Raw genomic sequence first — 25,000 nt, 5'->3', positions numbered from 1 at the left:
CATGTTGAGTAAAAAGTGCTTTATCAATAAACATCATAAAACGAAAGCGTTGGCGGTGGCATTCCTTGCCGGGTTTAGCACACTTGGCGTAGCCGAGGGTGAAACTCAATTACTCTGGGGGGATACACACTTACATACCTCTTTTTCTCCGGATGCTTATTTTCTTGGAAATCGCAGTGTTGATCCCCATGGTGCTTATCGCTATGCGCAGGGACTTCCGATTGTGAATGCCGCAACCGGTGCCCGAGTGAGAATCGACCGCCCGCTGGATTTTTTATTAATTGCTGATCATGCCGAAATGATGGGGGTACCGTATCGTCTGTTTCGAGGTGACCCTGAATTGGCAGGCACCAAAACTGGACAGCGCTTTATCAAAATGGTGAAGGAAGGGCGTGGTGCGGATGTGTTTGCTGAGTTTCTTGGCGACATCAATGCCAAGCGAGCGACACCGGAATTTAATAGTGACCGTATCCGTCATTCTATTTGGCAAGAAACCACCCGCTTGGCTGATCAGTATTATCAACCGGGAAAATTCACCACTCTGGTGGGCTGGGAATGGACCTCTACGCCGGGCGGGCGCAATTTGCACCGAGTGGTGATGAGTCCTTTGTCTGGGAAACTGGCCAGCGGTTTTATTCCGTTCAGTGCGCTCGACGATGAAACGCCAGAGGGCCTGTGGGGGTGGTTGGATAAAACCAGTAAGCAATATCAAACCGATTTCATTTCCATTCCGCATAACTCAAATATCAGTGGCGGTTTAATGTTTGATACCGTTGATAGTGAAGGCCGGCCGCTCACCGCAGACTATGCTCGCAGTCGTATGCGTTGGGAACCTGTTGTCGAAGCGACTCAGATTAAAGGGGATTCAGAGACCCATCCATTGCTGTCGCCTTCCGATGAATTTGCGGATTTCGAGACCTACCGGCATTTGCTCAGTGCAACGGCAGAAGGCTTGGCGCCGGTTACGGCTGGAGATTATATTCGTTCAGCGCTATTGCGAGGTTTGAGCTTTGAACAGTCCCTGGGTGTTAACCCGTACAAATTTGCGTTGATCGGTTCCAGTGATGCCCATACCGGGCAGGGGGCTGCCGAGGAACATAATTTCGCGGGTAAAGTCAGCATTTACGGCAAGCCTGAAAGTTACGATCGTCCAGTAAGCAGCACCAATACCACCACGGTAAACGGTTGGGATTTCTCCGCGTCTGGTTTGGCTGCGGTTTGGGCTAAAGACAATACTCGTGAGGAGATCTTTGCGGCCTTCAAGCGCAAAGAAGTTTACGCCACAACCGGCACTCGCATTGCCTTACGCGTTTATGCCGGTTGGGATTTTGATCGCAGCGACCGCGATGCGAAAGAGATTGCGGCTGTGGGGTATCGCAAAGGGATCCCGATGGGGGGCGATCTAAGCGCAGCCCCAGAAGGGAAATCGCCAAGCTTCTTGATTCAGGCAGTACGTGATCCGGAGGGCGCCAAACTCGATCGAGTCCAGGTCGTCAAGGGGTATCTGGATGAGAGCGGAAAAGCCAGAGAGGATGTGTATAACGTGGCGGTTTCCTCAGAACGTCAACTGGATAAGCAAGGCAAGACAAGCAAAGTTGCCAATACGGTTGATATCGCCCAGGCCAGCTATCAAAACTCGGTGGGAGAGGATGAGTTCGTCTTGCTTTGGTCCGACCCGGACTTTAAAGCCGAGCAGCGAGCGTTTTATTATGTTCGAGTTTTGGAGATCCCGACACCGAGACACACCCTGATGGACGCGGTAGCAATGGGGAAAGATCACCCCCAGCGCCTGGCCAGCACTATCCAGGAAAGAGCGTACAGCTCACCTATTTGGTACACTCCCTGATTCTGTTTTTCCCATTTCCATCCCATGTCCAGTATTCGCTGGCATGGGTGATTGATAAAAGATCTGTTAGCTATGCGTTTATTCAAAGAGCCACTGTTGTATTTTCTATTGGCCGGTTTTGCCCTGTTTGTGCTGTATTACAGCATTAATCCCGAAGAGGACGACCAATCCATTGCGGTGGATGAAAATAGTATTCTTACTTTTATTCAGTATCGCAGTAAGGCTTTTTCCCCTGAGTTGGCGAAAAAGCGTTGGGACGCAATGAGCGCAATGGAACGTCAACAATTACTTCGAGACTATTATGAAGAAGAGCTGTTGTTCCGGGAGGCGGACAGTTTGGGTTTAATGGAAGACGATTACATTATTAAACGTCGTCTGGTGCAGAAGATGGACTTTATTCTCCAGTCCGCCCAGGCTGAGCCGGAAAAACCCGAGGAGGCTGCTTTGCAAGAATTTATGGCGGCCAACGCGGATGATTATGTTGTGCAACCATTTGCCAGTTTTACCCATGTTTTTCTGCCCGCATCGGAGAACAGCAAGGCCATCGCCGAAAAAACCTTGTCTGAATTGAACGAGCAGTCTGTGTCATTTTCTGATGCGGGACGTTATGGTGAACGCTTTCTTTATCATCGCAACTATGTCGAGCGTACTCGTGATTATGTGGCGGCCCATTTTGGTGAAGCGTTTGCGGAGGCATTGTTCCGCTGGCCAGAAGAAGAGTTGGATGGCCAGCGTTGGATTGGCCCGATAGCTTCCGAACATGGCCAACATTTGTTGTTGTTAAAAGAACGCAAGGCGGCTTATCAGCCTGAACTGGAAGAAGTGTTGGGGCGTGTTGAGCAGGATTATTTGCGATACCAGCAAGGGGTGCAAAAACAGGCGGCCGTAAAAGCCCTAAGTGAAAAATACCCGGCTAAGGGCGACGCGGCGCTTATTGATATATTGCAGGGGGAATAAGCCATGTTCCCTTTGTTTAATCGCATCAAACAGCTGCTGCTTCTGGTTCTGCTGGGCGTCAGCGCGGTATCTCAGGCTCATGAAAGCCGGCCGTTCTATATCGAAATTCGTGAAGTCGAGGCCGGTGAGTTCAGTTTGCTTGCTAGGGTGCCTTCCTCTGTGCCCGCCTTTAATCGGCCCCAAATTGAATTGCCTGATTTTTGCCGGTATCAACAGCCAGGGCAGGGCAGTGTTCGACGCTTTCGCTGCAGCCAAGGTATTGAGGGCGCTGAATTAAAGATTGTGTTCCCCCTGGCGAACCCGTCGATATCGACCTTGATTCGTTTGCAACGAGCCAATGGGCAGGTCCATAACGCGCGCTTAGGGCCCAAACAAAGTCAATGGGAAATTCCTGCTCTTGAAGAGCGTTGGGTGCTTGCCAAGGACTACACGATATTGGGCATTGAGCATATTCTGATTGGCCTGGACCATCTTCTGTTTCTTGCTTGCTTAGTGTTTATCGCCGCCAGCTGGCGGCGCATTCTGATCACGGTGACGGGATTTACCCTTGCTCATTCGATTACCCTGGCTGCGGCTGCCCTCGGGGTCATTCGTCTGCCCGTACCCGCTATTGAAGCCGTGATCGCCTTGAGTATTATTTTTCTGGCGCGCGAGCTGATATTGAATCGCCGGGACACCCTGACCTGGCGCCATCCGGTATTTGTGGCCAGTAGCTTTGGTTTATTGCATGGCTTTGGCTTTGCGGCAGTGTTGGCGGATATCGGTTTACCGCAAACCGAGTTGCCAGTTGCCCTGTTGTTTTTTAATATCGGCGTCGAACTCGGCCAGCTCTTCTTTGTCTGTATAGCGGCATTGCTGTTTGCGGTCCTACGACGACTGTTTAACGAGTTGGCCACATTGCACCAGCAAGGGCAGTTTTTTAGCGCTTGTGCGGTAGGTGTCTTAGCCAGTTTCTGGTTTTTTGAACGAATTGCGGGCTTCTAAGAAATTGGATTAGGAGTGGCGCTCCTAATCCAATAATGAAAATAGAGGTATTTGCAATGTTGTTGTGGCCAAAGGCAAAGTGTTTTCTGCTGGCCTGTTTGTCATTGCTGTCTCCCTTCACTTGGGCGCAAAACCTGCCCGCCAGCAGCCTGAAGAATGGTTCTTTACCGATGCAATATGATGCAGATGTGATCGTTGTGGGGGCTGGGTTTGCCGGACTTGCTGCAGCCAAACAGCTGCACGATCAGGGGCACTCGGTATTATTATTGGAAGCTCGAGAGCGCATAGGCGGTCGTGCCCACACCGTGTTTGATGGCGAGCAAGCCATTGAAATGGGGGCGAACTGGCTGCATGGCCAGGACAACAATCCGCTGGTCGCTCTGGCCAAAGAACAAGGCATCAATCTGAGTCCGGCAACTCAATGGCGCGAGACAATCGTTTACGATGAGTTTGGCGAAGAGATTGATGACGCCGGCGCCCTGCTCGGGCGCTGGAATCACGTCGTTGAGAATTACCTAGCGCAATATCTGAGGCGAGAGCCTAACGCCAGCATTCAAATGTTGATGGACGATGCTCAAAAATCTGGAGATTTGGGCTTTGTCAGCGATGAGCTGCACAGCAGTTTTATTAATTTTATGTTCGAACAGGACTGGTCAGCGGATGCCGCTGATTTATCGGTACAAGCTGCTGAGGATGGTGAAGACTATCTGGGCGGCGATCCGATTCCCCTCCAGGGTTTTCTGCCTTTGCAACAACATCTCAGCGAAAATATCCGCATTCGATTGGGGCACCAGGTGTCCGCCATACAGCAATCGAAAGAAGGCGTTGAGGTAATTGCACAGTATCAGGGGCAGCAGACGGCTCTGCGTTCAAAGCGGGCACTGATCACCGTTCCTGTGTCGGTATTGCAGGCAGGCAACATAGGTTTTACTCCACCGTTGTCAGCACGCAAACGTGAAGCCATTAATGTGATAGGCATGGGGCAACTCAATAAAGTATGGCTGAAGTTTCCAGAGGTGTTTTGGGATCAAAACCATGCCATTTTGAGAGTCGGGCCGGAAAAGGGGCGTTTCAGTCTGTGGGTGAATATCCATGCGGTTTCCGGGCAAGCTTATCTGTTGGCCTTGAGCACGGCTGGTAATCTCGAGGCAGGCAGTGATGCTGAAATTGTCGAGGAAGCCATGTTGGGGTTGCGTGCGATCTACGGTGATGAAATTCCAGAGCCCAGCAAACGTTATATCAGCCGCTGGCAGAACGATCCATTTTCTTTGGGGGCCTACAGTTATTTGCGCCAGGGCGGGCGTCCCGAGCACCGCGATATTTTGGCGGAGCCCGAAGGCCTGGTTTATTTTGCCGGTGAAGCCAGTCAACGTGAGTTTCCCGCCACGGTGCATGGTGCATATTTATCAGGTTTACGTGAAGCCAGGAAAATACACGCCAGCTTGCCAGCGGTTGCTGAACGTCAAGAATCAGTTGAATTGAACAGGGATATAAGCTCTGACCGCGAAGGCAGTTTCCGTCAGTAAATACATAGAAATAAAAAGCGTACCCATCAATTGGGGGAAGATGGGTACAAAAAACAGCGTCGCGCTAAAGCATCAGTTTAGGAAACCGGAGAGCCGAAAAGGCCAAAGGGGAGATCGGTTCCCTTACCGCTAACGATCAAGCTTGCGCTGTTAGAGGTGTTACGTTGTCAGTGTTGTCTGAATCCACACTGGGTTCTTCAAGTAAAACAGAGGGCTTACCTTTACAGGCCTTGGCCAGAGCTTCACGGCGTTCAGCTAATAACAGGCCAATCGCTTCACTGGCATCTTCATCCAGGCCATCGATATGAGTCTCCAACAGCGAGGTGATGTTTGCTGCCAGTTCCAGCATCTTGTCGTGTTCTTCCGCATCTTTTTTGTTTTCAAACATTTTTCCGTCTCGGTCGCACTTCCAAACAGCTACCACAGCCATGAGCCAATCTCCTGTATGAATATACTGTTTAAATATACAGTATATTTGGCTGGGTGCAAGTGCTGATCTGAAAAACGTGAAAGGAGGGACTCAGTCGAGCGCTTTGGTGCGAACCAAAGGGTTCCCGTAAAAGCCCAGAGCCAATACGCTAGCGGCCAAGGCAAAATGCAAAATATCGGTACTGTTGATAATGCCTGGCCCTTCCATGCCGTTACTAAGGGCGTCGAGTTGCTGGAAATAGCGATTCAGCAGACCGTACAGCAGCAAAAAGATATTCACACTGGATTCCCCCAAGGCGAAGAGTGCGCGTGCTGTTGGGCGCTTAATAAGAACGCAGGGTAGAAGAAAACAGGCGCCCAGATAAAGGTAGTGCCAGGCTGGGCTGGCCCCCGGAATGCTGATTCGCATATCCAGACCAGCGGAGCTGTACAGAATTAAGAAAACCGGGCTGAGCCAGTAATAGAGGTTGATGAGAGCGGCTGAATTCATCTAAAGATTCTAGCACGGAGTCGCTTGCGTGCCGCCCCTGCTTTTGTCACGATGGATAAAAATAATGATGATAAATGAGCCTTGTATGTCTGACCGCAATTCCGAAACGCCGCAGAGCTCTGTTGCCGCCGCACGCATTTCCTTGCCTCGTTTAATTGAACTGGGCGGTGATAGCCTGAGTCGATTGCCGGATGTGTTAAACAGTTTGAATTGTCGACGTCCGTTTTTGGTGTGTGATGCCTTGATGGCTGAGATTGGTGTGCAGGCCCGCGTGCAAGGCGTTTGTGAAGACGCGGGAATTGCACTCCCGGAGCAGGCTGTGTTCCGCGATGTGATGCCTGAGCCGACGGAGGATTCATTGCAAGCGGCCATCTCGGCGATGGCGGCGAATGAATACGATGGTGTTATTGCTCTTGGAGGCGGCAGTGCCATCGACAGCGCCAAGGCGATGGCTTTCCTTGTTGCGAAAGGCGGTCGTATGAGCGATTACAAAGTCCCCGTCATTTGTGATCAACCGGGTCTGCCTTTGGTTGCTATTCCTACCACTGCCGGAACGGGTTCTGAGGCCACACAGTTTACGATCATTACTGATGCCCAAAGTGATGAAAAAATGCTGTGCAAAGGGTTGGCCTTCTTGCCCCAGGCGGCCATTGTCGATTACACCTTGAGTCTGACGGTTCCTCCGCGCGTCACTGCGGATACCGGTATTGATGCGCTTACTCACGCGATTGAAGCTTATGTATCTCGCCGGGCAAACGACTTTAGTGATCAGCAAGCTTTGGCGGCAATGACATTGATCGCCCCGAACTTACGCCAAGCGTTTCACCATGGCGACGACCAGTCTGCGCGGGAGCAAATGATGTTGGGTTCGCATCTTGCCGGTATCGCCTTTTCCAACGCTTCTGTAGCATTGGTGCATGGAATGAGTCGCCCCATTGGTGCGCACTTTCATGTCCCTCACGGTTTAAGCAATGCTATGTTGCTGCCGGCGGTGACTCGGTATTCGATTCCTGCGGCGATCGAACGTTATGCTGATTGCGCCCGAGCAATGCAGATTGTTTCTGCTGATGTTGATGATCAAAAAGCCTGTGAGGCGTTACTGGTTTATCTCGATGATTTGAATAAAGACTTGTGCGTTCCCAGCCCCGAGGATTTCGGTATCGATCGTGAGACGTTTATGCAAAAGCGTGCAATTATGGCTGAGCAGGCATGGGCTTCAGGTTCTCCAGGGAACAACCCACGTGTGCCAAGTCTTGAGGAAATGCAAAAGATATATACACAATTATGGCGTGAGGACTAAGCGATGCGATACAAAAAACCGGCCGCCATTGATGGCTGACGTTGTTTAGGCTTCGCGGTTAGGGTGCTCGTTTTGATAAACGCGCGGTGGTCTGGCGGGCATCCGCGTCAGCAATTCATAAGCAATGGTGTGAGCGTGTTCAGCGATACGATTAACGCACAGATTTTTCCCCCACATTTCAGCTCGGCTGCCTAATTGAACATTGGCTATGTCCGTCACATCAACGGTGATCATATCCATGGAAACGCGGCCTACCAGCGGGGCCTCCTGACCATCAATTAATACGGGGGTTCCATTCGAGGCATGACGCGGGTAGCCGTCACCGTAACCACAGGCAATGGTGGCGATAATACTGTCTCGTTCGGCTTGCCATTTACCGCCGTAGCCAACACGTTCGCCGGACTGTATCGGACGCAGAGAAATGACTTCGCTGATCAGGCTCATGACAGGTTTGAGTTTGGCGGCATTCTCATTGTCTTCGGTGAAGGGCGAGGCGCCGTAGAGCATAAACCCGGGGCGTAACCACTGTCGATGCGCAGAGGGGTGAGCCAGTATGGTGGCGGAGTTAGCCAGGCTTTGGTCCAGCCCTTGCGCCTGTTCGCACTCTGCAATCAGTTTGTCAAAGCAGCGGAGCTGTTCAGCATTGCTGGGGTTGTCGAGCTCATCTGCGCTGGCGAAATGACTGGCCATAATAATGTCGGGTTGCACATTGGGGCTGGCTTTTAGCACGGCCAGTGCCGCGTCAACCTGTTCAGGCAGCAGGCCCAAACGATGCATGCCGGTGTCTACTTTCAACCAACAATGCAGAGCTTGATCGATGTCGGCCTGGATAATCGCTTCGATTTGCTCCAGATTTTCCACCATCAGGAAAAAGTGTTCCTCGCTGGCTATCGCCACTTCATCGGCACTGAAAATACCTTCCAATAACAGGATCGGTTTTTGAATGCCGGCATGGCGAAGCTCGAGCGCTTCTTCAATACAGGCTACGCCTAAAGCGGGCGCCAAAGGTTCCAGAGCCTTCGCGGCTTCGACAGCACCATGACCGTACGCATTGGCTTTGACAACGGCGACCGCTTGGGCGCTCGGGGCCAGTTCACCAGCCAGACGATAATTGTGGCGCAGTGCTTCCAGATCAACTTGGGCGTAGCAAGGGCGGCTCATACTGAACTCTCCGCAGCGTTTACATCAACATCTTAGTAATCGAATTTATGGGCAGAGTAAAGCGCTTGTGCCGCTTCCCAGACCGGTCCGACGTCACCATTGCCAACCGCTCGGCCATCCACTTCAATAATGGCGGCAACTTCTTTGCTTGAGCTGCTGATCCAGACTTCATCGGCATTGGCCACTTCATCCATGGTCACAATGCGCTCTTCAACGGTGATATCGCTGTGTTTGTGCAAAATGTCCAGCAGCATCAGGCGAGTGATGCCGGGTAGAATTTGATTGTCTAAAGGTGGTGTTGCGATCACGCCATCTTTCACAATGTAAGCATTGCAGGCACTGGCTTCGGTGAGTTCACCGTTGGCGTTGTACAGTAGAGTTTCATTGTGACCACTGCTGAACCCGTGTTGAAAGTGCATCACGTTTCCGAGTAGCGCGGTTGATTTAATGTGGCAGCGCTGCCAGCGTAAATCTTCCGTGGTCGCTACTTTATAACCCGTGGCTTTGCTGCGATCGGCGACCGGTGGCGGTGCAATATCAAAGGCAAAACCAAAAATGGTGGGCTCAACATCTTCGGGGTAGGCGTGAAAGCGTTTCACATCGGCGCCGCGACTGACGTGCAGATAAATGCCCAGGTTGCCGGAGCCATTTTTCTCTATCAAACCTTCGCAGATATCGCGCCACTTTTCGTGCGTCAGATCGTGTTTGATATCAATAAAGCCCATGCCTTGATGCATGCGATCAATGTGTGGGCCAAAGCCAACCAGTTTGCCATCATAGGAAGGAATCACCTCATAGATGCCGTCGCCAAATAGAAAGCCACGATCCATGGGTGAAATACGGGCCTCTTCCAGGGGCAGAAATTCTCCATTCAAATAGGCTATGGTCATAGTGTCCTCGATAGATGTAAGCAAGCAGATGGAACCCGGCTGTCAGCAAAAGCGTACTGGCGTATATGCCGAGCAGGGGCTAGGGCTTATTGTAGTGCAGATTGTGGTCGGCGTCGGGTGGACGCAGGTACAGGCCGGGTGGGCTGGGGGCCGAGCTGAGTCGCTTGTGGCAACGGGCAGGGCATACTGCGAAGCAGTGCTTCCAATGAGCGGCATTTTAACAAAGATGAACAGAGGATTATTCTGAAAAAACCAAAATATCAGAGTTTTATTCTGCTTCGGTGGGGTTGAAGTGAATAATTTCCGTCGCTATTTGATTCAACAGAGGAGCCAAATGGCGTTCATCGTCTTTCCTCCAACAACTGATGAAGGGCAGAGGGGCGGGGCCTGGAGAGACATGAAGGCTGCACAGCCGTCCGTCATTCAACGCCTCTCTGGCCGCCGCCTCAGGCATGAGCGCGATGCCCAGTCCTTGTTCAGCCAGTGGCAGCAAATTGGTGATTGAACTGAAACTGTGAACCCGTGCCTGCTCGATGTGGGCATTTTCCAGGGCGTGTTGCAGTTGAATCCCGGGCAAACTGTTGCGCGGAAAGCTCAGCAAAGGGAATTCGACGAGGGTATGCAGATCAAGCTCCGTTCCCTTATCGCTTAGTTTTGTGCTGAGCTCGGGGCTGGCAACCCAGCACAGCGGGTATTCAATCAGAGGTTCACTGCACAATTCGTCGCTTTGCTTGGGGCCAACAATAAAGGCGAGATCGAGTTGATGGCGCATAAGCTGCTGGTGCAGATGGGTGCTGACATCAACGCTGATTTCAAATTCCATCAGTGGTAAATGGTGTTGCCAGCTTGTCAGTAATTCTGTCAGCCATAGATGCGCGAGCGTGTCGGATACGCCAATGCGGGCAATGCCTCGCTCGGGTAAGACGTCGTGGAGCTGTTTCTTAATGTCTTGCTGTAATGAGCACATGCGCTGTGCAAGTGGCAGTAATTGCTGCCCTCGAGTGGTCAGGCGAGTCCCACTGGCATCCCGTTCAAAGAGCTGTACGCCCAGTTCATTTTCCAGAGAATTAATGCGAGCCGAAATAGCCGGTTGGGAGCTGTGCAGGTGTTTTGCGGCCGCGTGAAAACTGCCCAATTGGGCGACTTTGACAAAGCTAATCAGGTTCTTAATTTGCATAATGAATCAATCGACTTGCGAGATCGCCCAGCTGTCACTTTTTGCTAAGAAAGCTGTCACTTTAACATAAAGATGTTTGAGTTTTTTCCCTCTACACTAAGGTCTGAATTAAAAGTGAGCTTATTGCTAAGTTCGTCATACAAAAACCAAGAGGACTGCAAGGTGGATATCAACTTTAGCGAAGCGGAATTGGCTTTTCGCGATGAAGTACGTGCCTTTCTAAAAGAAGCCTGGAACGGCGAACTGGCTGAGAAAGCCAAACAGCCAGGTAGCTACAAAGACGTGCAAGTGGGCTGGGAGCGCAAGCTTAACGAAAAAGGCTGGGCGGCACCGTTGTGGCCAGTTGAGCATGGTGGTGCGGGCTGGACTCCGACCCAAAGTTATATTTTTGAATCCGAGCGTGCTGCAGTCGGCGCGCCGGACGTGTCCCCTTTTGGCCTGAAAATGGTGGGGCCGGTCATTTACAGTTTTGGTAATGAGGAGCAAAAGCAGAAGTTTTTGCCTCGCATTTTGAATGCAGACGATTGGTGGTGTCAGGGCTATTCCGAACCGGGTGCGGGTTCCGATCTGGCGTCGCTGAAAACCAAAGCGGAACGAGACGGCGATGATTACATTATCAATGGCGCCAAAATCTGGACGACGCTTGCCCAGCACGCGAATTGGATGTTCTGTCTGGTTCGCACCAGCAACGAAGGTAAGCCCCAACAGGGAATCAGCTTCTTGTTGATCGATATGAATAGCCCGGGAATCACGGTTCGTCCCATCGTCACTATTGATGGTGAGCACCACTTGAATGAAGTCATTTTTGAAGATGTGCGTGTTCCTGTTGAAAACCTGATTGGTGAGGAAAACAAAGGCTGGACTTATGCCAAGAGCCTGTTGGCACATGAGCGTACCGCCATTGCTGGCGTGGCCGATTCGAAACGCAATTTGGCTGAGTTGAAGACATTGGCTGCGGCGGAAGTGAACGGTGGTCGAGCGATGATTGATGACCCGCTTTTCCGTCAGCGTATCTGCGATATTGAAATCGAATTAATGGCCTTGGAATTTACTGAGCTGCGAGTGCTGGCGTCGATGTCGAAAGGCAATGGCCCGGGTGTTGAATCCTCTCTATTGAAACTGAAGGGCACGGAAATTCAGCAATCCATTCAAGAGCTGAAACTGGATCTGGCCGGTTACTTCGGTACGGTTGTGCAGGATGCGGCAAGCGCTGAAGCGGTTGGTCACGCCTTTGGTGATGTGGCGCGCCGTGGCTTTATGATGAGTCGTGCCGCAACCATTTACGGTGGCTCTGATGAAGTTCAGAAAAACATTACCGCGAAATTTGTATTGGGCCTGTAAGGCAGCAACAGCATAGGATAAAGACCATGAATTTTGATTTTTCCGAAGAGCAGCAAATGCTCAAAGACAGTGTTGCTCGTTTTGTTCAGGACGAGTACGACTTTGAAGCGCGCAACAAAGTCGTTGCCAATGAGGCCGGTTTCAGCCAGGAAAATTGGCAGAAGTTTGCAGAACTGGGTTGGTTGTCCATCCCGTTCTCTGAAACCCTAGGCGGGTTTGGTGGTGGCGCTACCGATACCATGGTAGTGATGGAAGAACTGGGTAAGGGGTTGGTTGCCGAACCTTTTATTGCGTCAGTTTTAATGTTTGGTGGCCTATTGCAGAGTACTGCCCAAAGCGATGAGCGAGACGCTTTGATTGGCGGCATTATTGAGGGTTCCGTGCAAGGAGCGGTTGCCTACGCTGAGCCCCAGTCGCGTTTTGAAATGCAAGATGTTCGTTGTCGTGCTGAGCAGGATGGCGATGCTTATCGTTTGAGCGGTGAGAAGTCATTGGTGCTCAATGCCATGTCGGCTGACAAAATCATCGTCAGTGCTCGTGTAAGCGGTGAGCAGAGTGATGAGCAGGGTATCGCCCTGTTTTTAGTGGATGCCAACGCTGAGGGTTTGAGTAAGACGTCTTTGCGCACAATGGATGCACAAGTTGTCGCGAATATCGCATTAGAGAATGTGACGGCGATAGCCCTGTGTGGTGCTAATGAAGGCTTGGCTTTGTTAAAGCAAATGCGTCAGCAGGTCATTGTAGCTCTGGCGGCTGAAGCGTTGGGGATTATGGAAAAGCTGAACGCTACGACGTTGGAATACTGTAAAACCCGTAAACAGTTTGGTGTGGCGATCGGTTCTTTTCAGGCATTGCAGCACCGCATGGTAGACACCTTTATGGCGAGCGAACAGTGTAAGTCGCTGCTGTATCGTGCCGTGTGTTCGATTGAGCAGGGCGAAGATGTCGCGAATATTGAAAAGAACGTTCTAGCGCTGAAGGTGATGGTGGGCAAAGCCGGAAAACTGATTGGTGGTGAGGCCATTCAATTGCACGGCGGTATGGGCATGACCGATGAGTTGGATGTTGGTCACTACGTACGTCGTTTGCTAACCATCAATGCGGCGTTTGGTGATGCGGACTATCAGCAACAGCGTTTTGCTGAGCTGAGCTTGGCTTCTTAACACGCTCACAGTTTGCTTGTTGAAATTCCGCTTTCAGCAAACTCCAATAAAAAAGCCGCGATATATTGCGGCTTTTTTATGCCTGTCCTTTTTTGTTTCGAAACATGCGGTTCATTATCTTGGCCCCAAATGTCCGATGACGGGCTCCAGATGCCAATTAACGAACGCGCTAACGCTCTACACTTAGCCTCCATACGTTAAACATCACCAGACAGTCATTGGTGAAAAAATGGAGGCGCTATGAACATCTATCGAAGAAACCTCTTGCTGGGCGGCAGCGCGGGTCTGTTGCTTGCACCGGGGCTCGCCTCTTTTGTGCAGAAAGACAAGGGCATTGAATTACCTGAAGCGCGAAGTGGTGGCGACAGTTTATGGTATGAGCTGTCGGGTCAAAAACGCGTGCTACCGTCTCTTGGCAATAATATCAGCGCAGATGTCGGTATTGTTGGGGGTGGTTACACTGGTTTGGTGGCCGCGATATATCTGAAAAAGCGTCGTCCAGATTGGCGGGTTGTGCTTCTGGAGTCCCACCATCTGGGGGCTGGTGCCAGCTCGCGCAATTCCGGTGCTGTGTATGCGAAATTTACTGGCCTGAACGATCACGCGATCGCTGAGCGAGGCCTTCGCCGCTTCATGGCGTTTTTGGAAGAAGAATCCGTCGACTGCGATCTTCAGCCGGCTAACACCTTATTTCTCTACTCGTCAGAGTCTGCTGCTCGCGAAGCGCAACGGGAACTGAAAGATGACGAACGTTGGCTGGATCGCGAAGAGCTTCAGCAGAGCATTGCCAGTGATTTTTACTCGGGAGCAAAGGCGAGTGCCGGTTTCTATAAAATTCAACCCGTTCGTTTGATGCAGGCGTATTGCCGTATTGCGTTATCGCTGGGAGTGGAGATATATGAAAACTCTCCAGTACTGTCTATTGAGTCGGGCGAGTGGAATACGCTGACAAGTCGCAAAGCAAGTGTACAAGCGAAGCAGGTGTTACTGGCAACCAATGCCTATACGCCCCGTCTGGGGGTCGCGGACGACAAAATGTTTCCCGTGCATCAATACTCCTGTTCCACCGGAATGTTGAGTCGGGAGCAGATTGAAGCGTTAGGGTTGAATAATTGGGATCTGCGCTTTGAGCCCAATACGCTGCCAATCACCTTCGGTTTGAGCGCCAGTGGTCATTTCTTTTTACGGCTTGTTTTGGGGTATGCCAGTCATGATTCCAGTGAGTGGCAGGATCTTGAGTATGCACGTGCCTTGACCCGACGAGTCTTCGCAGAGCGCTATCCCCAGATTGGTGAGCTTGGTATTGCTCATGAATGGCATGGTGTTACGGCCCATACTTTGAATAGTCGGTCAATTGTTTCCAATGTGCTGTCAGATCGCATCTACTTATGTTGCGCTTACAATGGCTTGGGTATTATGCCCAGTCACTACTCTGCATATTTAAGTGCCTTGAAAATGACGGGTGAGGAAGTCGAGGACTGGCGGAACTTGTCCCGATTGAATCAACATGTTTCTTTCCTCGGTGACTACTATCGAAGCTTGATGCTTAAAAGCAGTTTCAATGTGTTGAATGCTTTCTGAATAACTTTTGCCAGGAGGTGGGATGAACTCACTCTATCGATACTCATTTGACTATATCTGTTTATTGCTCGCGGCCGCGCACTTGTGTCTTGTTCCCTGGAGCTTTGTTCAGGGGCACTATGTCATTCCCACTTTCATGATGATCTCTGCTTTGCTGTTTTACCATTTGGGAAGAGCGGGTTTGAACGGTATGCTCTGGGTGAAGAAACTCCTCAGTTGTGGCGTCTTAGTGTTGTGCTCACACCTTTTGTTTGCTTTGTTTCACGCAAAAATGCCCCGTGAACTGTTACAGCACTGGTTTTATCCTGTGTATTTATCTCTGTTGTTGATGTTGTCGTTTCTACTGTTTAAGTATATAAGGGTAAATAGAATCTCTTTGCTGACTTAAGTCTTTGGTGGTTCATGGATAAATATGCGCAGCCGATGAAAAAGCCAAATCTAGATCGTTTTATCGATGCTTTTTTTCAGCTCGGATTGGACCCAGAGCCTTGTCTGAAAAAATTGGGGCTAAACCTTTCTGAACTTTCAGACGCTGGACTTCGATACAGTGATTACCTTGAATTTCTGAATGCGTCTGCTGAATTCTATCAGCGACGTTTTCTTGCTGTCGAGCTTGCTGCATTAATGGATGACAGGGATTTCGGCGTCCTGAACTACATGCTTCGCAGTGCCAGTAATTTGGCAATGCTGCTTGAATTGCTGAAAAAGTATCTCGCCTTGATTTCTCCGGCAGCGGAGATTCATTTGCAGGAAGACAAAGAACAATTTGTTCTCATATATTCTCACCCAGGCATCCCTCCAGAGCTCAGTTATCAGGATTGTGAAGGTACCATTGCTCAGTTGATTACTTTGTTTCAGAGGGTCTTGGATGATGAAAATTGGTTGCCCAATAGAATTTGCTTTCAGCATCCAGCGTTGAACGACAGCGACGCTCGAATGTTTCCTGGGGGTGGAAACGTTCGTTTTGAGCAGAGTGTGAGCGGCATTTATTTTGATCAGTCTCTCATGATGCGGCCATTGGAGTCCGCTGACCCCAGATTACTGGAAATATTAGAGGCCAGTGCCTTGCAGGCATTGGCAGATTATTCCCACCATTCTCTATTGTCTGCACTCAGAACCATCATCACTGCGGCGGTGCCGAGACAAGAGCTGGATGTGAACAGTATCTCCCGTGAGTTGGGGATGAGTCGAAGAACCCTCAGTCGACGCTTGAAAGACCTGGGAACCAGTTTTACGGAGGTCAGGGAGTCCATTTTGATGGGGCTTGCTTGCAAGAGTCTTCGTCACAGCGGCACCCCTATTTCTCTGATTGCTCAGACGCTGGGCTATGCCGATGCCAGCGCTTTTAATCGCGCCTTTCGCAGAGTGCACCGTTGCTCGCCCAGAGTCTTTCGTGCTGAAAAGCGCTAGTGCCTGCGTATTCATATGATGAAACGCCTTGCAATCTCTACACTTGTAGATATTATATCTACAAGTGTAGAGATTGGTAGGTGAGAGGTTAAAGGAATTGCGTATGGAGTTCAGCGACTTTGAATTGGAAGTGATGCACTACTTTTGGGAATGTGAGCGTTTGAGCGCTCCTCAGGTTCATCAGGCGATTGATCAGAAAAGAGATATCAGTTATTCGGCGGTAAAAACCATTATTGATCGTTTGGAGAAAAAAGGCGCTGTGAACAGGGCGGGCCAGGAAGGTCGCACCATTTATTATTCGGCTGCCGTGGAGCGAGGGAGAGTGCGTTTGCCTATGATCAGGCAGTTTATTAACAAAGTGTTCTTGGGCAAGAGTCAAAGCCTGGCAGTACACCTGTTGGAAGAAGAGGAACTCAGTCTGGATGATATTCAATATCTTGAGAAAATTTTGAAGCAACGCAAAAAGGCGCTAAAAGATGACTAGTTATCTGGTGCTGTCCGGGTTGTATAGTGTGTTGTCGCTTCTGCTATTGCGCAGCGACAAGGTCTACCTGGGCTTTCAGCGAGTGTTATGCGCGTCCGCTATTGTGATGTGGTGCTTGCCCTGGCCTCTTTTCTCACGCTGGGTTTCCGCGTCCAGTGTTCAGCTGGTGCCCAGTCAGCCGCTTGAGACCTTGCCGGTATTTCTGGCTGCACAACCTATCCAGGTGCACAGCCCTACGGTTGATGAATATTTGGGGTCATTATTGGCCCTGCTCGTCGGTAGTGGCGTGTTGTTGTATCTGTTTCAACTCTATAAGTATCGACGACATTACCGAGCACTTCTCGTCCATGCCGAACACGATGCGTCACTTGAGAAGCAATATGGTGGTGTGTTTTTGCGTGTGAATAATCTGGCATCAGCGATGCTGTTGGGTTTCTGGAGGCCTGCGATATTATTGCCCGCTCGGGTCGATAACGAGCAAGCGTTTGAGTTTATGGTTCAGCATGAGCTGGCTCACAGAGAAAACAAAGATCACTGGCGTGTTGCTGTGCTGTCTTTTTTACAATGCCTGTTTTTCTGGAATCCCCTGGTAAGACAGTTGATCAGTAAGCAACGTAATTTAATTGAAGCTCAATGCGATGCCCAGGTAGCTGCTGCGAACCCGGTAGCGTATCGCGAAGCTTTGAGTCGGATGGCCTTGCAGGTAAATGGTTTTGATATGTCCTGTTCTATGGCTATGGGTAATCTGATTTGGAGACTGAAAAGGATGGAGAATGGAATGGTGCAGAAAAAGTTAACGATGTTGAACGTGGTTTTTTTGAGTTTGTTCATCACGATGCTGATGGTAACAGTGGTGAGTTTGTTGGGGAGTTCTCAGGCTTTTGCCTTGCAATCCGAACGGGCTGGAGCCGTTATTGAATTGAAGGCAGAAATGCGTTGGAAGTCAAAAGGGATGATGGATTCCAGCCTGTCTAATTCGAGCGTATGGTTGCACTATAATGAGGAATTTACATTCAGTTTCGACAATGGTTTTCAGCTGAATCTGATGCTAAGCAAAAAAGAAGAGGACACAATTTTAATCTCAACAACGTTGCTTAAGTTAGGTGATGGTCTGCAGGTGTTAACCGAGCCTCAATTATTGGTGCTTATGGGGGAGGAGGCCGTCATAGAAACAGGGGATGAGTCAGAAGGGTGGCATTATGCGGCTGTATTTAAAGTCAACGAGGAACCCCAGCCGAAGGGTATCTGATTCACCTCAGGTGATATTCGGGTGTAATAAAAGAGGTCGAGAGGTGCTCATAGAGCCCCTCTCGACCGCTTGACTACTGCTTGAAAGTAAAACCGTTCTTATTTTGCCGCCATCTCATTCAAATAGCACGCCAGTCGAACGCCGCCCTTCATTAGGCGATCTTTCAGGATTGGACGAGTTTTGTAAATATACTGCCACTTCAAGCTTTTACGGCCCGGGTACAGGTCGTCAATCAGAGCACGACTTTCCTTGGCCCAGACCATTGGGTCGGTTACGCACCAATCCTTTGCGTTCTGCTCGGTGATTTTGGGTTGCAGCCATGCTGTCCATTCAGTGAATGACAGCTTCTCGTGGTCGATCAGTTTGCTGTCCCAAACGCTGTGCAAGTTAGTGTCTTCACCAAAGAATTTCAGTTTGACATCGTTGCCACCACGATCTGTACCATTGCCAGCGTGGAACGGTTGGTGTAAATCAGTGATGATGTGGACTAGAAAGCGTAGCGCTTTTTGGCGTTCAGCCAAAGGCAAGCTTTTGTCTTTGACTTTGGCAGTGAAATCTTTAATGCCGGAAATGGCATCGCCGTGTTTACTGTGTTGGCGTTCATTCTCCGGAATGGTCACAAAATGCAACCACATGGATTGGCGTTGCCAGAATGTATCCGGGTTCGAGCGCATAAAGTCAGGCCAGGTTGATGCCTCAGCCAGGGTTTCAACACCCAGAACGGATTCCACCATCGCTTTGGCATCCTCGTTCAGATAATGTTCGGCGATTTGGCTGCTGATTCGGTGGCCTTGTTTACCCCAGGCGGCGGCATACTGCGCACTGAGACTTAACGCCAGGGCGCTGATTAAAACACTGATGCGACGCATATTGGTCTCCTTAAAAATGACTGACGGGATTATAGGCAAGCTATATGACAAAAGCACGTCGCCGGTTCTCAACAGAACCGGCGGGTGAGCTGGAGTGTGCCTGGGGCAGGTTTAAGCGAGTGAACTGCCGACTCAGGGTTTTTGATACGCGATGTTGCCGTCCACAACGGTAAACAGGACGTTGGCTTGGAGAATCTGCTCCTCGGGAACCATCATGATGTCGCGATCAAAAATGGTGAGGTCAGCGAGTTTGCCTACCTCGATGCTGCCTCGGAGATTTTCTTCAAAGGCGGCGTAGGCTGGCCACAGTGTAAACATCTTCAGGGCATTATCTCGACTCACCGCGAGTTCTGGGTGCCAGCCTTTGGTTTGGAAGCCACGGGTGTCTTTGCGGATGCTGGCGGCGTAAAACTCGATGCGTGGGTCGCCAATTTCAACCGGCGCATCTGAACCACCCGCGATGATCAAACCTTTGTCGAGAAGGCTTTGCCAGGGGTAGGCGTGTTGCAAACGCGTTTTCCCCAATCGATCAGGGGCGAAGTGCAAGTCGCCAATCGCGTGGGATGGCTGCATGGAGGGAATCACGCCCAGCTGCTTAAATCGGTCCTGGTCTTCTGGCGTGATATTTTGAGAGTGTTCGATACGCCAACGTGGATTGGCAAGGGCCCATTCTTCGCGGGGCACTTTACGGAACGCTTTCTCATACCAGTCGAGCACCAGGCGATTGGCGAGATCACCGATGGCATGAGTTTGAATTTGAATGCCACGGCGTAATGCTTTTTCGAGAATGGGCATGATGGTTTGCTCGTCGATCAGCAACAAGCCCTTGCCCTTGGCATCGTGGTAGGGTTCGATCAAAGCGGCACCTCGAGAGCCCAGGGCGCCATCGGAATACAATTTAATGCCACGAGCACTGATCCAATGTCTGTCATCCAGTTGAGCGCCTTTGTTCAAGAGTGTGTCAGCATTGTCGCCTTGACTCAGTGCGTAGTACACGCGATGTGCCAGTCGTCCTTCTTTTTGTAATTCCTGTAGGAGCTGTAGGTCGTTCCAGCTGCCCCCGGCGTTTTGGGTTTGTGTCCAGCCGAGTTGTACATTCCGAGCAAGTCCCCGGGCCAGGGCGTCTTTGTCATCGGCGCGGGTGTTTTCCGGAATCAGTTTCTCAACCAGTGCCATAGCGTTATCGACCAGCAAACCTGTCAACTCGCCATCGCTGTTTTTTTCGATGGCGCCACCATTAGGAGCCCGGCTGTTTTTATCAATACCCGCGAGCTTCAGGGCGACGCTGTTGGCCAGAGCTGAGTGGCCATCGGCACGCTTGAGATAAGCCGGTCGATCACTGACGATGGCATCAATATCTGCCAACGTGGGAAAACGCTTTTCCGGCCAGACTTTTTCTATCCAGCCACGGCCAACTACCCAAGGTGCATCTGGATTGGCTTTGGCGTGGTCCGCGACGGCCTGCATGGTTTCTGCCAGGCTATTGATGCCCTGTAGGTTCAGATTTTTCTCACGATAGCCAATGCCTTTGAGATGCACGTGAGCATCGTTAAAGCCTGGAAAGATAGCGCCTTGCTTTAGGCGAAAGTGGCGAGCGCCGTCGCATAATTTAATCGGTTCGAGACTGACAGCAGCGATTTTATTGTCTTTAATGGCCAGGTGGTTGGCCTTTGGAAAATGATCGTTTGCGGTGTAGATGTTCCCACTGAAGGCCAGGTCGGCCTCGACGCAATGTTTGGCCGCCAAGCCATGCGCGCTGAATAGGGAGAGGAATAAACTGCTGCCAATGATGAGTTCTGTGCGCACGTGCTTGATCCTTTGCTGGCCTTGAAAGCTCCAATGTAGCCAAGGCGCATAACAGGATCAAGTATTAGGCAGCCTGTTGCAGCTGCCTCGGGGCATCAGGGTAATTGTTTCAGGGTGTGGCCGCTGTTTTTCAGTTGTGCCAACAAGCCTTCTTTGCCAACCAGATGTAAGGCGCCAACCAGAACAAATTCTACATCAGCATCGTTATTGTATTGCGCGAGTTCTCGCATCCAATCATTGTTGCGATCGGTGAGCAGGCGTTTAAACACATTGGGGAATTCTGCTTTCCATTCGCGAATGGCAATGTCGGCGAGCTGCTTATTGTTGCCTGCACGCCAGGCGGCCTTCATGTTGCGAATCATGGTGGGTATCTGTTCCAAGTCGTCCAGAGTTTGGCGAATCATTTCGTCTTCCTGGCCTGTCCCCATATTGGCGATAAAGTCCATATGAGCATTCAGCTCTTCAAGGGAATCCAGGGTTTTCTGGTCCTTTTTGGCTTTCTTCATGAAGAACATATCGACCCCTTCTTCAGCCAAACCGTTCCGGCGCAGCTCGATTAAGGTCAGAGTCATCACGGTCATGCCGATTCGAAAGCGGGTGATTTCCGATGTCGGCACTCCGCGCGCTGCAAAAAAATTATCCAGTCGCTGATAAGTTTCCGGGCTTAGTTTTTGTCGCAGGTTCTCACCGCTGGGGTAAAGCAATTTGCGCAGCAATTGGGTCTGATTGGAGGCTGCCTTCATTTTTTCAATGTCGGTTTCAAATACTAATGTGCTGGCTTCCGCATAGGCCTTATCGAAGGCCTCGGGTAAGGGGTAATCAGAATTGGCCAGCAAGTGGATGGTGCCCCCCAAATAGAAGTGGTGGCCATTTTTGCTTATTTTCCAGACGGGACTGGTGGCTTGTGCGCTGATGCTGAGGCACAGGCAGCACAGGCCGATAACGAACTTGTTCATAAATTCCTGCAACTTACGGGTGAGGGCACAATCTTACACAGCTGTGGCGGGACTGTGAACTCATCCGCTTGGCGTTGCAATTGTGTGCCGTCAGTCAACAAAACCGCAATGCTGTCTCAAGGCGTAGAGCAGTTTGCTGCCTTCTGCAGCATCGAGACTGTCTTCCGTTAAGGTGTTTTCCCGTGTGACGCCATCAACACTGCCTCGCTCGCTCAGGTAGCGCAGGACATCGAGGTTGTCGAAATTGGCCAATAGGTCCTGGTTACGCAAATAACCGAGCAGGGCAACCAGGGCATGGCCGCCCCAGTTGGAAACATCCGCAACCACGAGCTCATCGCAGCTGGTGGCGGCAGGAACAATGTTGAGTTCGCTCAGGGCATTGTGCACTTTGCCCATCCCGATTTCATTGCCGCCATCACCAATCGCCAGAGTGGTGCATTGGCAAAGCTGCATGATTTCATCGAAGCAGGCACTGCGGGGGCTGATCGATTCACCGCGCATATTGTAGTAACCGCCGTCGGCGGCTTTGCCCGGGCGTTCAATGGAAATCACCAGGCCCGGTGAATACTGCTTGAGAATCGCTTCGGCTTCCTGGTGCTGCTGCTGTTCGCAATCTTCACCCACAGCCAGTTCGATGACCCGATAATCCGCCACGATGGCGCCGGAAAGTGGCGCGCCGCAGCAAATGTAAGGTGTGCCGCCACAGGCCTCAATGGCCCGGTAAAGGGAAATGGCACCCGGTGGTCCATCGGTTTCAAAGGTATCGACAACGGGAAAGCCCGTACCGATCAGTACGACGGCGCCCTTGAGTACGGCGGTGTGCATGGCTTTGGCTGCGCGCATGCAATAGCCGGCTTCCAGGTGAGGTTGCACTTGAGCCATGCCACGTAGATTGCGCGCCACCAGAAGGTTCTCGATGGTTCGGCTGAGGCCCAGTTCGCTATCGCTAAGGGTAATATTTTTGAGTGTCATGATGTTATAGCTTTTCCAGAGTCAGCTGGCTCATTTGGCGTTGAGTCAGCAGTAATTCCTGATGGGCTTCATTGATGTCCATTTCTTTGAAGTGAATACGGCCGCCGGCGGTCAGCTGCGTCAGCTTGGCCAGATCCGGCGCGAACACCGAACCCATTTTGGGGTAGCCACCGATGGTTTGGCGGTCATTCATCAGTACGATGGGTTGGCCATCGGCGGGCACCTGAATGGCGCCGAGGCAAATACCTTCGGAGAGGATGCCATCGATATCAGCATTGACCTTGGGGCCTTCCAGGCGATAACCCATTCGGTCACAGAGATCGCTGACGATGTATTCGCTACTGAAGAAAATAGCCTGCTTCACCTTGCTGAAATGGCTCTGCTGGTAACCCAAAATGACCCTCAAACTGATCTGGGAGGGGTATTCCGGCCGTTGTTCTTCGGGCAGTGCAAGGACTTCAAAATCGTCCTGGGCTGAGCAGGAAAGTTCGTCGGCTTTCTGCAGTGGGCCGCCACGGATACCACCAATACCTTCACGGCATACGGTGGAGCGGCTTCCGAATTGCGCGGGAATGTCGAAACCACCGGCAACCGCCAGATAAGCGCGGCTGCCGCTGTGGGAATCACTGGCGAAGCCAACGTTGATTTTGTCGCCGGCTTTGATGGCAATGGTTTGCCATTGAGGTTGGCTTTGGCCGTTCACTTTCAAGCCCAGCTTAGCGCCGCTCAAGGCGATGCAGGTATCGATAGATGATTCCAGAGTGAGCCCGCCAATGCTGATTTCAATGGCACAACTGTCGTCGGGGTTGTGGCATAAGCGGTTGGCCAATGTAAACGCAAACGGGTCCAGCGGACCGCCATTGGTGAGGCCAATTTGTTGCTGGCCAAAACGACCGGCATCTTGCAGCAAGCTGAGAATGCCGGGGGCAACTACGGTAAATCCTGGCATGACGGTTACACCTCAAACTCTGGGAGTTCGCCACCGAGGTCCAGGAACTCTTCCCGGCTGATTGGACGAAAACGAATGCGGTCTCCCACTGCAACGGGCATGTGGGGTTTCTGTTCTGGATCAAACATCGGACTTGGGCAAAGGCCAATCAGGTTCCAGCCACCTGGAGACACGGCCGGGTAGACCGCGGTTTGTCTGTCTGCGATGGCGACAGCGCCCTTGGGGACTTTTTTCCGAGGTGTGGCGAGACGTGGGGCGGCAATGCGCTTATCGACTTGTCCGAGGTAGGCGAAACCGGGGGCAAAACCGATGGCATAGACCCGGTACTCTTCTGCGCTGTGCATGGCAATGACCTCGTCTTCGCTGAGTCCTGCGTTTTGCGCCAACAGGCTGAGATCCGGTCCGGATTCACGACTGTAATAACTGGGCAGTTCGACCAGGCGGCTGTCGTCTTGTTGGCGGTTGTGTTCACCGCTCAGGCATTGGCGAACTCGCTGTCGCAGCCACAGGTGGTCACATTGTTGAGGATTGAAAATGATCAGCAGCGACGCGTAGGAGGGCACCAGGTCAATTAATTCCTGTCCGATATGATGTTGCAGGCCCTGGGCGAGTCTTTGTACCTCTGCGGAAATTTCGGCGCGGGTTTCTTCGCCCAGATACACGATCAGCGCGTCTGCACCGGCGATGTCAATGCGCGGCGTAAAGGTGTTGCTCATCAGCAGATTGCCTCACGAATTGAGGCAATGGCGGCAACGCCTTCGGCGTTGTCACCGTGCACGCAGAGTGTGTCAGCCTGGAGTTCCAAGGTGTGTCCGCTTACGGTGGTGATGGTGCCTTTTTTGGCCAGCTGAATCACCTGGGCAAGCATTTTCTCTTTGTCGTGAACGGCACCTGGCTTGCTGCGGGCCAACAGTTTGCCATCGTCGTCGTAGCAGCGATCGGCGAACGCTTCAAACAAGCAGTCGATACCGATGTGTTGAGCCTCGTCCTGATGGCTTTGCCATTGCGGGGTGGCCTGCAGCATCAGCTTCACTGGCCGGTGATGTTCGGCAATGGCTTCCATAATCGCAAGGCGGTTCTCAGTCTTGGCCATCATGTCGTTGTACATGGCGCCGTGGGGTTTGAGGTAGTCGACACTCAGGCCCTGGTTGGCTGCCATGCCTTCGAGGGCGCTGAGTTGATAGCTGATCATGGCTTTGAGCTCGGCTTTGCTGACGTTCATGCTGCGACGCCCAAAGCCGACCAGGTCCGGGTAGGCTGGATGGGCGCCGACGCTGACCCCATGGGTTTTTGCCAGCGCTAGGGTGTGTTGCATGATCAAGGGGTCACCGGCGTGAAATCCACAGGCAATATTGGCTTGATCGATGTGGGGCATGACGGCAGCATCCATGCCCATGGTCCAGTTGCCAAAGCTTTCGCCGAGGTCGCAATTCAATAACAGGCTCATGGTTCTTCTCTCA

23 protein-coding genes are annotated in these 25,000 nt (G+C 51.4%); 11 read left to right on the top strand and 12 right to left on the bottom strand.

The window, feature by feature from the left end; translation table 11 throughout:
- The first annotated feature begins 1 nt into the window (after window position 1).
- From ABWW03_RS00770 to ABWW03_RS00755, 4 genes are all read left to right on the top strand, one after another.
- Entirely contained in the window at window positions 2-1,846 is a 1,845-nt protein-coding gene (locus ABWW03_RS00770) for a DUF3604 domain-containing protein (RefSeq protein ID WP_353405774.1), read from the top strand.
- A gap of 72 nt (window positions 1,847-1,918) precedes the next feature.
- Complete coding sequence (locus ABWW03_RS00765) at window positions 1,919-2,803, top strand: hypothetical protein (RefSeq protein WP_353405773.1); 885 nt, start codon at window positions 1,919-1,921, stop codon at window positions 2,801-2,803.
- A 3-nt stretch (window positions 2,804-2,806) separates the two neighbouring features.
- Window positions 2,807-3,787 (top strand): HupE/UreJ family protein, encoded by a 981-nt coding sequence (locus ABWW03_RS00760; RefSeq protein WP_353405772.1) that lies wholly within the window; start codon window positions 2,807-2,809, stop codon window positions 3,785-3,787.
- A 56-nt stretch (window positions 3,788-3,843) separates the two neighbouring features.
- Window positions 3,844-5,313 carry a flavin monoamine oxidase family protein gene (locus ABWW03_RS00755; RefSeq protein WP_353405771.1) on the top strand — a complete coding sequence of 490 codons (1,470 nt, stop codon included), beginning with the start codon at window positions 3,844-3,846 and terminating at the stop codon, window positions 5,311-5,313.
- A gap of 136 nt (window positions 5,314-5,449) precedes the next feature.
- Here the strand turns inward: ABWW03_RS00755 and ABWW03_RS00750 are convergent, their stop codons facing one another.
- On the bottom strand, window positions 5,450-5,743 hold the full coding sequence (locus tag ABWW03_RS00750; RefSeq protein ID WP_353405770.1) for a YebG family protein: 294 nt from the start codon (window positions 5,741-5,743) through the stop codon (window positions 5,450-5,452).
- Window positions 5,744-5,833: 90 nt separating this feature from the next.
- On the bottom strand, window positions 5,834-6,232 hold the full coding sequence (locus ABWW03_RS00745; protein WP_353405769.1) for a hypothetical protein: 399 nt from the start codon (window positions 6,230-6,232) through the stop codon (window positions 5,834-5,836).
- An 85-nt stretch (window positions 6,233-6,317) separates the two neighbouring features.
- Here ABWW03_RS00745 and ABWW03_RS00740 point away from each other — a divergent pair, with 85 nt between their 5' ends.
- On the top strand, window positions 6,318-7,532 hold the full coding sequence (locus tag ABWW03_RS00740) for an iron-containing alcohol dehydrogenase (protein ID WP_353405768.1): 1,215 nt from the start codon (window positions 6,318-6,320) through the stop codon (window positions 7,530-7,532).
- 45 nt (window positions 7,533-7,577) lie between these two features.
- Here ABWW03_RS00740 and alr read toward each other — a convergent pair whose 3' ends face one another.
- The 3 genes from alr to ABWW03_RS00725 form a co-directional block, all read right to left on the bottom strand.
- Entirely contained in the window at window positions 7,578-8,693 is a 1,116-nt protein-coding gene (alr, locus tag ABWW03_RS00735; RefSeq protein ID WP_353405767.1) for an alanine racemase, read from the bottom strand.
- Window positions 8,694-8,725: 32 nt separating this feature from the next.
- Complete coding sequence (locus tag ABWW03_RS00730; protein ID WP_353405766.1) at window positions 8,726-9,583, bottom strand: aminotransferase class IV; 858 nt, start codon at window positions 9,581-9,583, stop codon at window positions 8,726-8,728.
- Window positions 9,584-9,851: 268 nt separating this feature from the next.
- On the bottom strand, window positions 9,852-10,760 hold the full coding sequence (locus tag ABWW03_RS00725; protein ID WP_353405765.1) for a LysR family transcriptional regulator: 909 nt from the start codon (window positions 10,758-10,760) through the stop codon (window positions 9,852-9,854).
- Window positions 10,761-10,922: 162 nt separating this feature from the next.
- Between ABWW03_RS00725 and ABWW03_RS00720 the strand changes: the two genes are divergently transcribed.
- From ABWW03_RS00720 to ABWW03_RS00695, 6 genes are all read left to right on the top strand, one after another.
- On the top strand, window positions 10,923-12,101 hold the full coding sequence (locus tag ABWW03_RS00720) for an acyl-CoA dehydrogenase family protein (protein ID WP_353405764.1): 1,179 nt from the start codon (window positions 10,923-10,925) through the stop codon (window positions 12,099-12,101).
- A 26-nt stretch (window positions 12,102-12,127) separates the two neighbouring features.
- On the top strand, window positions 12,128-13,264 hold the full coding sequence (locus tag ABWW03_RS00715) for an acyl-CoA dehydrogenase family protein (RefSeq protein ID WP_353405763.1): 1,137 nt from the start codon (window positions 12,128-12,130) through the stop codon (window positions 13,262-13,264).
- A 240-nt stretch (window positions 13,265-13,504) separates the two neighbouring features.
- Complete coding sequence (locus ABWW03_RS00710; protein WP_353405762.1) at window positions 13,505-14,845, top strand: NAD(P)/FAD-dependent oxidoreductase; 1,341 nt, start codon at window positions 13,505-13,507, stop codon at window positions 14,843-14,845.
- 423 nt (window positions 14,846-15,268) lie between these two features.
- Complete coding sequence (locus ABWW03_RS00705; protein WP_353405761.1) at window positions 15,269-16,255, top strand: AraC family transcriptional regulator; 987 nt, start codon at window positions 15,269-15,271, stop codon at window positions 16,253-16,255.
- Window positions 16,256-16,358: 103 nt separating this feature from the next.
- The gene (locus tag ABWW03_RS00700; protein WP_353405760.1) at window positions 16,359-16,739 is read left to right on the top strand and encodes a BlaI/MecI/CopY family transcriptional regulator; all 381 of its coding nucleotides are present in this window, start codon (window positions 16,359-16,361) and stop codon (window positions 16,737-16,739) included.
- Window positions 16,732-17,988 carry a M56 family metallopeptidase gene (locus ABWW03_RS00695; RefSeq protein WP_353405759.1) on the top strand — a complete coding sequence of 419 codons (1,257 nt, stop codon included), beginning with the start codon at window positions 16,732-16,734 and terminating at the stop codon, window positions 17,986-17,988. The genes ABWW03_RS00700 and ABWW03_RS00695 overlap by 8 nt, the downstream gene beginning before the upstream one ends.
- 98 nt (window positions 17,989-18,086) lie before the next feature.
- On the opposite strand, the gene ABWW03_RS00690 is transcribed toward ABWW03_RS00695, so the two are convergent.
- The 7 genes from ABWW03_RS00690 to ABWW03_RS00660 form a co-directional block, all read right to left on the bottom strand.
- On the bottom strand, window positions 18,087-18,857 hold the full coding sequence (locus ABWW03_RS00690; RefSeq protein ID WP_353405758.1) for a S1/P1 nuclease: 771 nt from the start codon (window positions 18,855-18,857) through the stop codon (window positions 18,087-18,089).
- A 132-nt stretch (window positions 18,858-18,989) separates the two neighbouring features.
- On the bottom strand, window positions 18,990-20,663 hold the full coding sequence (locus ABWW03_RS00685; RefSeq protein WP_353405757.1) for an amidohydrolase: 1,674 nt from the start codon (window positions 20,661-20,663) through the stop codon (window positions 18,990-18,992).
- Between the two features lie 95 nt (window positions 20,664-20,758).
- Window positions 20,759-21,619, bottom strand: a complete 861-nt coding sequence (locus ABWW03_RS00680; protein WP_353405756.1) for a TraB/GumN family protein — start codon at window positions 21,617-21,619, stop codon at window positions 20,759-20,761.
- Between the two features lie 90 nt (window positions 21,620-21,709).
- Entirely contained in the window at window positions 21,710-22,591 is an 882-nt protein-coding gene (locus ABWW03_RS00675; RefSeq protein ID WP_353405755.1) for a glutamate cyclase domain-containing protein, read from the bottom strand.
- 4 nt (window positions 22,592-22,595) lie between these two features.
- A complete protein-coding gene (locus ABWW03_RS00670) occupies window positions 22,596-23,540 on the bottom strand; it encodes a biotin-dependent carboxyltransferase family protein (protein WP_353405754.1) in 945 nt (314 codons plus the stop codon).
- 5 nt (window positions 23,541-23,545) lie between these two features.
- Window positions 23,546-24,256, bottom strand: coding sequence for a 5-oxoprolinase subunit PxpB (gene pxpB, locus ABWW03_RS00665; RefSeq protein ID WP_353405753.1), 711 nt, complete (start codon window positions 24,254-24,256; stop codon window positions 23,546-23,548).
- The gene (locus tag ABWW03_RS00660) at window positions 24,256-24,987 is read right to left on the bottom strand and encodes a 5-oxoprolinase subunit PxpA (protein WP_353405752.1); all 732 of its coding nucleotides are present in this window, start codon (window positions 24,985-24,987) and stop codon (window positions 24,256-24,258) included. The genes pxpB and ABWW03_RS00660 overlap by 1 nt, the downstream gene beginning before the upstream one ends.
- Window positions 24,988-25,000: the final 13 nt, after the last annotated feature.

The organism is Pseudoteredinibacter isoporae (genome assembly GCF_040372805.1).
GTDB lineage: Bacteria > Pseudomonadota > Gammaproteobacteria > Pseudomonadales > Cellvibrionaceae > Pseudoteredinibacter > Pseudoteredinibacter isoporae_A.
Note: the sequence above shows the minus strand (reverse complement) of the source record. Positions and strands in the feature narration are given on the sequence as shown.